At 72.5% G+C, this 6,554-nt stretch carries 6 protein-coding genes; all 6 read left to right on the top strand.

Annotated features, from left to right (window positions below; genetic code table 11):
- Positions 1–46 precede the first annotated feature (46 nt).
- The 6 genes from ACIQOV_RS21150 to ACIQOV_RS21125 all read left to right on the top strand — a co-directional run bounded on the left by ACIQOV_RS21150 (position 47) and on the right by ACIQOV_RS21125 (position 6,535).
- The gene (locus ACIQOV_RS21150; RefSeq protein WP_401050584.1) at positions 47–592 is read left to right on the top strand and encodes a GNAT family N-acetyltransferase; all 546 of its coding nucleotides are present in this window, start codon (positions 47–49) and stop codon (positions 590–592) included.
- Positions 593–731: 139 nt separating this feature from the next.
- The gene (locus ACIQOV_RS21145; RefSeq protein ID WP_317620150.1) at positions 732–824 is read left to right on the top strand and encodes an Ms4533A family Cys-rich leader peptide; all 93 of its coding nucleotides are present in this window, start codon (positions 732–734) and stop codon (positions 822–824) included.
- Between the two features lie 146 nt (positions 825–970).
- A complete protein-coding gene (locus ACIQOV_RS21140; protein WP_401050582.1) occupies positions 971–2,689 on the top strand; it encodes an ABC transporter substrate-binding protein in 1,719 nt (572 codons plus the stop codon).
- Between the two features lie 32 nt (positions 2,690–2,721).
- On the top strand, positions 2,722–3,774 hold the full coding sequence (locus ACIQOV_RS21135) for an ABC transporter permease (protein ID WP_401050581.1): 1,053 nt from the start codon (positions 2,722–2,724) through the stop codon (positions 3,772–3,774).
- Positions 3,771–4,760, top strand: coding sequence for an ABC transporter permease (locus tag ACIQOV_RS21130; RefSeq protein ID WP_401050579.1), 990 nt, complete (start codon positions 3,771–3,773; stop codon positions 4,758–4,760). Before ACIQOV_RS21135 ends, ACIQOV_RS21130 begins: the two co-directional genes overlap by 4 nt.
- Before the next feature lie 86 nt (positions 4,761–4,846).
- Complete coding sequence (locus ACIQOV_RS21125) at positions 4,847–6,535, top strand: ABC transporter ATP-binding protein (RefSeq protein WP_401050587.1); 1,689 nt, start codon at positions 4,847–4,849, stop codon at positions 6,533–6,535.
- Positions 6,536–6,554: the final 19 nt, after the last annotated feature.

Raw genomic sequence — 6,554 nt, 5'->3', positions numbered from 1 at the left:
CCCGGCTTCGGGAGGGGTGTCGGAGCCCTCTGGCATCCTTCGCCCCATGCCGTACGACGCCGCCCTCCAGCTCGTCCAGACGACCGACCCGCACGACGTCACCGCCGAACTCCGGCAGCAGCTGATCGACTGCTGGATCGCGGTCACCAACAGCGGCGGCGCCGCGGGATTCCCCTTCCCTCCGGTGGGGCGCGACGACGTCACGCCCGCCGCGGACGGGCTCCTCGCCCGCCTCGACCCGCAGCGGAGTCGGCTCCTCACCGCCCGGGTCGACGGCGTCCTGGCCGGATGGGTCGTCCTCAACCGCGACCCCTACCGGCTCGTCGGGCACTGGGGCACCGTCCACCACCTCCAGACCCACCCGGCCTTCCGCGGCCGCGGAATCGGATCCGCCCTCGTCCGCGAGCTCCGGAGGATCGCCCGCGACGAGCTCGGCCTGGAACAGCTGCGCCTGGCGGCGCGCGGCGGCGAGGGCCTGGAGGACTTCTACGGGCGGCTCGGCTGGCGCGAGATCGGACGCTGGCCCGAAGCCCTCCGGCTCGCTCCCCACGACACCCGCGACGAGGTCCTGATGATCCTCGCGCCGCTGTGATCGCCGGGGCGTCCGGGCGGTTCCCGTTGCCCGTTCCGGCGTCCCCGGGCCCGGTGGAAATCGGTTCCGGCGTTCTCCTGGTGGGCAGGTCATAAGTGGAGTTTTGACATTCCGCTTAACTTCCTACAGTCTTCTCGGCATGTCTGACCGTCACCCGATCGAGTGCGCCGCCATCGAGCTGGCGCTGATCGGCGTGGCCGCGCACTGCGTTTCCGACAATCTCTGTCGCTGAATCCGCCTGCCCCGACGCGTTGTGCGGTGATCGCCGCATCGGGGCGTCGCCCCTCCCTGCGGGCGCGGTGCCGCTCACTCTTCTCGAAGCCTCACTGTCGCCCGCCTTCCTCCGTACACCATCGGTAGCGAAAGGCTCCCTTTCCGATGTCTCGAACCACCTTCACCCCTCGCCGCCTCGCCACGGCGACCGTCACCGTCGCGCTCGTCGTCGGACTGGCGGCGTGCGGACCGAAGGCCGACGGCGGTGGTGGCACCGGCAAGGACGCCGCGCCGCAGCAGGGCGGCACCCTCACCGTCCTCAACCAGAACCCGCAGGACCAGTTCGATCCCGCACGGCTCTACACCTCCGGCGGCGGCAACGTCCCCTCGCTCGTCTTCCGCACCCTCACCACCCGCAACCGGGCCGACGGCGCGGCCGGCACCAAGGTGGTCCCGGACCTCGCCACCGACACCGGCACCCCCTCCGAGGGCGCCACCGTCTGGACGTACCACCTCAAGGACGGCCTGAAGTTCGAGGACGGCTCGCCGATCACCACCGCCGATATCAAGTACGGCATCGAAAGGTCATTCGCCCCCGAACTCTCCGGTGGCGCACCGTTCCTGAGGGACTGGCTGGTCGGCGCCGCCGACTACCAGGGCCCGTACAAGGACGGCCGCACCCTGGACGCCATCGAGACGCCGGACGAGAAGACCATCGTCTTCCGCCTCAACAAGCCCGAGGGCGACTTCCCGTACCTGGCCACCCAGACGCAGTTCGCACCCGTCCCGAAGGCCAAGGACACCGGGACGAAGTACCAGGACCACCCCGTCTCCTCCGGCCCCTACCAGGTGGTCAAGAACGAGAACGACGGCGCGCACCTCGTCCTCAAGCGCAACCCCAACTGGTCGGCAGCGACGGACGACCAGCGCAAGGCGTACCCCGACACCGTCGACGTGCAGTCCGGTCTCGACCCGGCGGTGATCAACCAGCGGCTCTCCGCCGGCACCGGCGCCGACGCGGCCGCCGTCACCACCGACACCAACCTCGGCCCCTCCGAACTCGCCCAGGTGAAGGACGACAAGGCCCTCGCCGCACGCGTCGGCACCGGCCACTTCGGCTACGTCAACTACCTGGCGTTCAACCCCAAGGTCAAGCCCTTCGACAACCCCAAGGTCCGGCAGGCCGTCGCCTACGCGATCAACCGCACCTCGGTCGTCAACGCCGCCGGAGGCTCCTCGCTCGCCGAGGCCGCCACCACCTACCTGCCCACCCAGGAGACCTTCGGGTACACCCCCTACGACCCGTTCCCGGCCGGTGCCACCGGAAACCCGGAGAAGGCCAAGGAGCTGCTGAAGGAGGCCGGTTACCCGGACGGCCTGACCATCACGCTCACCCACTCCAGCGCCGTGGGCAAGGGCTACGGCCCGGACCTGGCCACCGCCGTCCAGGACGGCCTGAAGGCCGCCGGGATCACCGTCCAGCTGGAGGCCCTGGACTCCACCAGGTACTCCAAGACGATCCACACCGTCAGCACCGAGCCCGGCCTCTTCCTCTCCGGATGGGGCGCCGACTGGCCGTCCGGCGGCCCGTTCCTCGCGCCCATCTTCGACGGCCGGCAGATCGTCACCGACGGCTACAACTTCAACTCCGCGCAGCTGGACGACCCGTCGGTGAACGACGAGATCGACCAGATCAACAAGATCACCGACCACGCCGAGGCCGCCAAGCGCTGGGGCGCCCTGGACCAGCGCATCGGCGACCAGGCCCTCACCGTCCCGCTGTTCCACCCCGTCTACAAGCGGCTGTCCGGCAAGGACGTCCGCACCATCGTCATCAGCGACTGGACCGGCGTGCTCGACATCTCCCAGGTCGCGGTCAAGTAGCGGTCGGGAACGGACGGATCGGTCAGACAACCATGGCTCCACAGGAACCCAGCGCCGGGGAGGCCCGCGCGGCCTCCCCGGCCGCCGGGGGCCGGCAAGTGTGGCGGCGGCTGCTCGCGCGGCGCGCCGCCCTCGCCGCCGGCCTCGTCATCGTCCTGCTCGCCCTCGTCGCGGCGGCGGCACCGCTGCTCAGCGCGCTCGAAGGCCAGGACCCCACCAGCTACCACAACGACCTGCTCGACTCGGCGGCCGGCGGGGTGCCCACCGGCTCCTTCGGCGGCGTCAGCGCCGAGCACTGGCTGGGCGTCGAACCGGGCACCGGGCGCGACGTGTTCGCCCGGCTCGTCCACGGCGCCCGGATCTCGCTGCTCGTCGCCGTCGGCGCCACCCTCGTCCAGGTCGCGATCGGCGTCCTGCTCGGCCTCACCGCCGGCCTCGGCAACCGGCTGCTCGACCAGCTGATCGGCAACACCACCGAGGTGATGCTCGCGCTGCCCTCGCTGGTCTTCGCCATCTCGCTGATGGCGGTCGTGCCCTCCGGATTCCCCCGCCCGCTCCTGCTGACCCTGGTCATCGGGCTGCTGGGCTGGGCCGGCACCTCGCGGATCGTCCGGGCGCAGACACTCAGCCTCCGGCAGCTCGACTACGTCGCCGCGGCCCGGCTCGCCGGCGCCACCCGGTGGCGCATCGCCCGCCGGGAACTGCTGCCCTCCCTGGCGGCGCCGGTCATCACCTACGCGGCGGTGCTGCTCCCGTCCAACGTGATCGCCGAGGCCGGGCTCTCCTTCCTCGGCGTGGGCGTCAAGCCGCCGACCTCCTCCTGGGGCCAGATGCTCTCCGGCGCGACCACCTGGTTCCGCGCGGACCCGACGTACGTACTGCTGCCGTCGGCGCTGCTGTTCGTCACCGTGCTCGCCTTCACCGTGCTCGGCGACGCCGTCCGCACCGAGCTCGACCCCCGCGCGGCCTCCCGGCTGCGGGTCGGCACGGCGCGGGGCGGCGCCGGTGCGGCGAGCGGCGGCTCTTCGAGTGGCGGTCTGTCGACTGCCGGTTCTTCGAGCGGCGCCGAGGAGGCCACCGCATGACCCGCTTCCTGCTCCGCAAGGCCGTCGGCATGCTCGGCGTCCTGCTCGCCCTCTCCCTGATCGTCTACGCGGTCTTCTACATCGCCCCCGGCGACCCCGCCCAGCTGGCCTGCGGCGAGAAGTGCAGCCCCGCCCAGGTCGCCCAGGTGCGCGAACGGCTCGGCCTCGACGCCCCCGTCCACCTGCAGTACGCCCACTTCCTCCAGGGCATCGTCGCCGGCCGCGACTTCAGCGCCGGCACGGGCCTGCTGCACTGCCCGGCGCCCTGCCTGGGCGTCTCCTACCGCAGCGGCGAGCAGGTCACCGACATGATCACCGCCCGGCTGCCGGTCACGGCCTCGCTCGCGCTCGGCGCGATGGTGCTCTGGCTCATCCTCGGGGTCGGCACCGGGCTGGTCTCCGCGCTGCGCCGGGGCCGGCTCAGCGAGCGCCTGCTGACCGGCCTGACCCTGGCCGGCAGCTCGATCCCGGTGTTCATCATCGGCCTGGTGCTGCTCATCGTCCTGTGCGCCCAGCTCCAGTGGCTGCCGTTCCCGAGCTACGTACCGCTCACCGACGACCCCCAGCAGTGGTTCTGGGGCCTGCTGCTGCCCTGGGTCTCGCTCGCCCTGATCGAGTCCGCCAAGTACGCCCGGCTGACCCGCTCGTCCATGCTGGAGGCCCTCGCCGACGACCACATCCGGACCTTCCGGGCGTACGGCGTCAGCGAGCGGCGCCTGGTGACCCGGCACGCGCTGCGCGGCGCGCTCACCCCGGTGATCGCGCTCACCGCCATCGACCTCGGGACGATGTTCGGGTCCGCCGTGCTGACCGAGTCGCTCTTCGGCCTCCCGGGGCTCGGCAAACTGCTGGTCACCTCGGTCGGCCTGATCGACCTGCCGACCGTCGTCGGCCTCACCCTCGTCACCGGGTTCTGCGTGGTCCTCGCCAACGTCATCGCGGACGTGCTCTACGCGGTGTCCGACCGAAGGGTGGTCCTGACGTGAGCGTCGAACCGCTGGGCGCCGAGCGCCTGGTCGCAAAGTCTCCGGGGGCCGAGTCACGGGGTGTCGAGTCTCCGGGTGCCGAACCCCTGGTCGACGTCCGGGACCTGGTCGTCGACTTCCCGGTCGGCGGCGGCCACGTGCGCGCCGTCGACGGCGTGGGCTTCACCCTGGAGGCCGGACAGGCACTCGGCATCGTCGGCGAGTCCGGCTCCGGCAAGAGCACCGTCGCCTACGGACTGCTCGGCCTGCACCGCGGGACCGGAGCCCGGATCGGCGGCACCGTCCGGGTCGCCGGCGTGGACGCCGTCACCGCCGAGGGCGCGGAACTCCGGCGCCTGCGCGGCGGACTGGCCGCCATGGTGTTCCAGGACCCGCTCTCCGCGCTCGACCCGTACTACGCGGTGGGCGACCAGATCGCCGAGGTCGTCCGGGTCCACCGGGACGTCTCCCGCCGGGACGCCAGGGCCCGGGCCGTCGAGGTGCTCGACCGCGTCGGCATCGCCGACGCGGCCCGCCGCTCGCGCTCGCGTCCGCACGAGTTCAGCGGCGGCATGCGCCAGCGGGTGCTGATCGCGATGGCCCTGGCCTGCGAGCCGCGGCTGCTGGTCGCCGACGAGCCGACGACCGCGCTGGACGTCACCGTCCAGGCCCAGATCCTCGACCTGCTCCACGAGTTGCGCGCGGAGACCGGGGCCGGGCTGGTCCTGGTCACCCACGACCTGGGCGTGGTCGCCGGGAGCGTCGACCGGGTGCTGGTGATGAAGGACGGCCGGGCGGTGGAACACGGCCCGGTCACCGAGGTGCTGGGCGCTCCGCGTGAGCCGTACACCCGCGCGCTGCTGTCGGCGGTGCCCCGGGTCGACGCACCCGGCGCTCCGGACGTCCCGACCGCGTTGACCGTTCCGACTGGGCCGACCCGACCGGCCGAGCCGGCCGGGGGAGAGGTCCTGCTCGAAGCCACCGACCTGCGCCGGGAGTTCGCCACCCGGGGCGGCCTCACCCGGCGCGCCGCCCCCGTCACCGCCGTGGACGGCGTCTCGCTCACCGTACGGGCCGGCGAGACCCTGGGCATCGTCGGCGAGTCCGGCTCCGGAAAGACCACGCTCGGGCGGATGCTCGTCCGGCTGCTGGAACCGACCGGCGGCCGGCTCCACTACCGCGGCCGCGACATCGGCGCGCTCGGGGAGAAGGAACTGCGCCCGCTCCGGCGGGAACTGCAGATGGTCTTCCAGGACCCGGTGTCCTCGCTCAACCCGCGCCGCTCCATCGGGGAGTCCGTCGCCGACCCGCTGCGCATCGCCGGCGAGAGCGACGAGCGCCGCATCCGCGTCCGGGTCGGCGAACTCCTCGAACGCGTGGGGCTCGACCCCGACTGGTACCACCGCTATCCGCACGAGTTCTCCGGCGGGCAGCGGCAGCGGGTCGGCATCGCCCGGGCGCTCGCGCCCCAGCCGCGACTGATCGTCTGCGACGAACCGGTCTCCGCGCTGGACGTCACCACGCAGGCCCAAGTGGTTGAGCTGCTAGGCGAGTTGCAGCGCGACCTCGGCCTCGCGCTGGTCTTCATCGCCCACGACCTCGCCGTGGTCCGGCAGGTCAGCGACCGGGTCGCCGTGATGCGGGCCGGACGGATCGTGGAGCAGGGCGAAGCCGACGCCGTGTACGACTCGCCCCAGCACGCCTACACCAAGGGCCTGCTGGCCGCCGTACCCGTGCTCGACCCGGTCGAGGCGACCGCCCGACGTCACGCCCGACTGGCGACCGCCGGCGTCTGACCGACCCCCGGCACCGGAC

Source organism: Kitasatospora sp. NPDC091257 (genome assembly GCF_044757675.1).
GTDB classification, from domain to species: Bacteria; Actinomycetota; Actinomycetes; order Streptomycetales; family Streptomycetaceae; genus Kitasatospora; species Kitasatospora lactacystinica.
The sequence above is the reverse complement of the archived record's forward strand: the minus strand, read 5'-3'. Positions and strand labels throughout refer to the sequence as shown.

What these genes read in the sequence shown, in the direction of transcription:
- ACIQOV_RS21150 (WP_401050584.1), top strand. Translation starts at nt 47, where the DNA reads ATGCCGTACGACGCCGCCCTCCAGCTCGTCCAGACGACCGACCCGCAC.
- ACIQOV_RS21130 (WP_401050579.1), top strand. Translation starts at nt 3,771, where the DNA reads ATGACCCGCTTCCTGCTCCGCAAGGCCGTCGGCATGCTCGGCGTCCTG.
- ACIQOV_RS21140 (WP_401050582.1), top strand. Translation starts at nt 971, where the DNA reads ATGTCTCGAACCACCTTCACCCCTCGCCGCCTCGCCACGGCGACCGTC.
- ACIQOV_RS21135 (WP_401050581.1), top strand. Translation starts at nt 2,722, where the DNA reads ATGGCTCCACAGGAACCCAGCGCCGGGGAGGCCCGCGCGGCCTCCCCG.
- ACIQOV_RS21145 (WP_317620150.1), top strand. Translation starts at nt 732, where the DNA reads ATGTCTGACCGTCACCCGATCGAGTGCGCCGCCATCGAGCTGGCGCTG.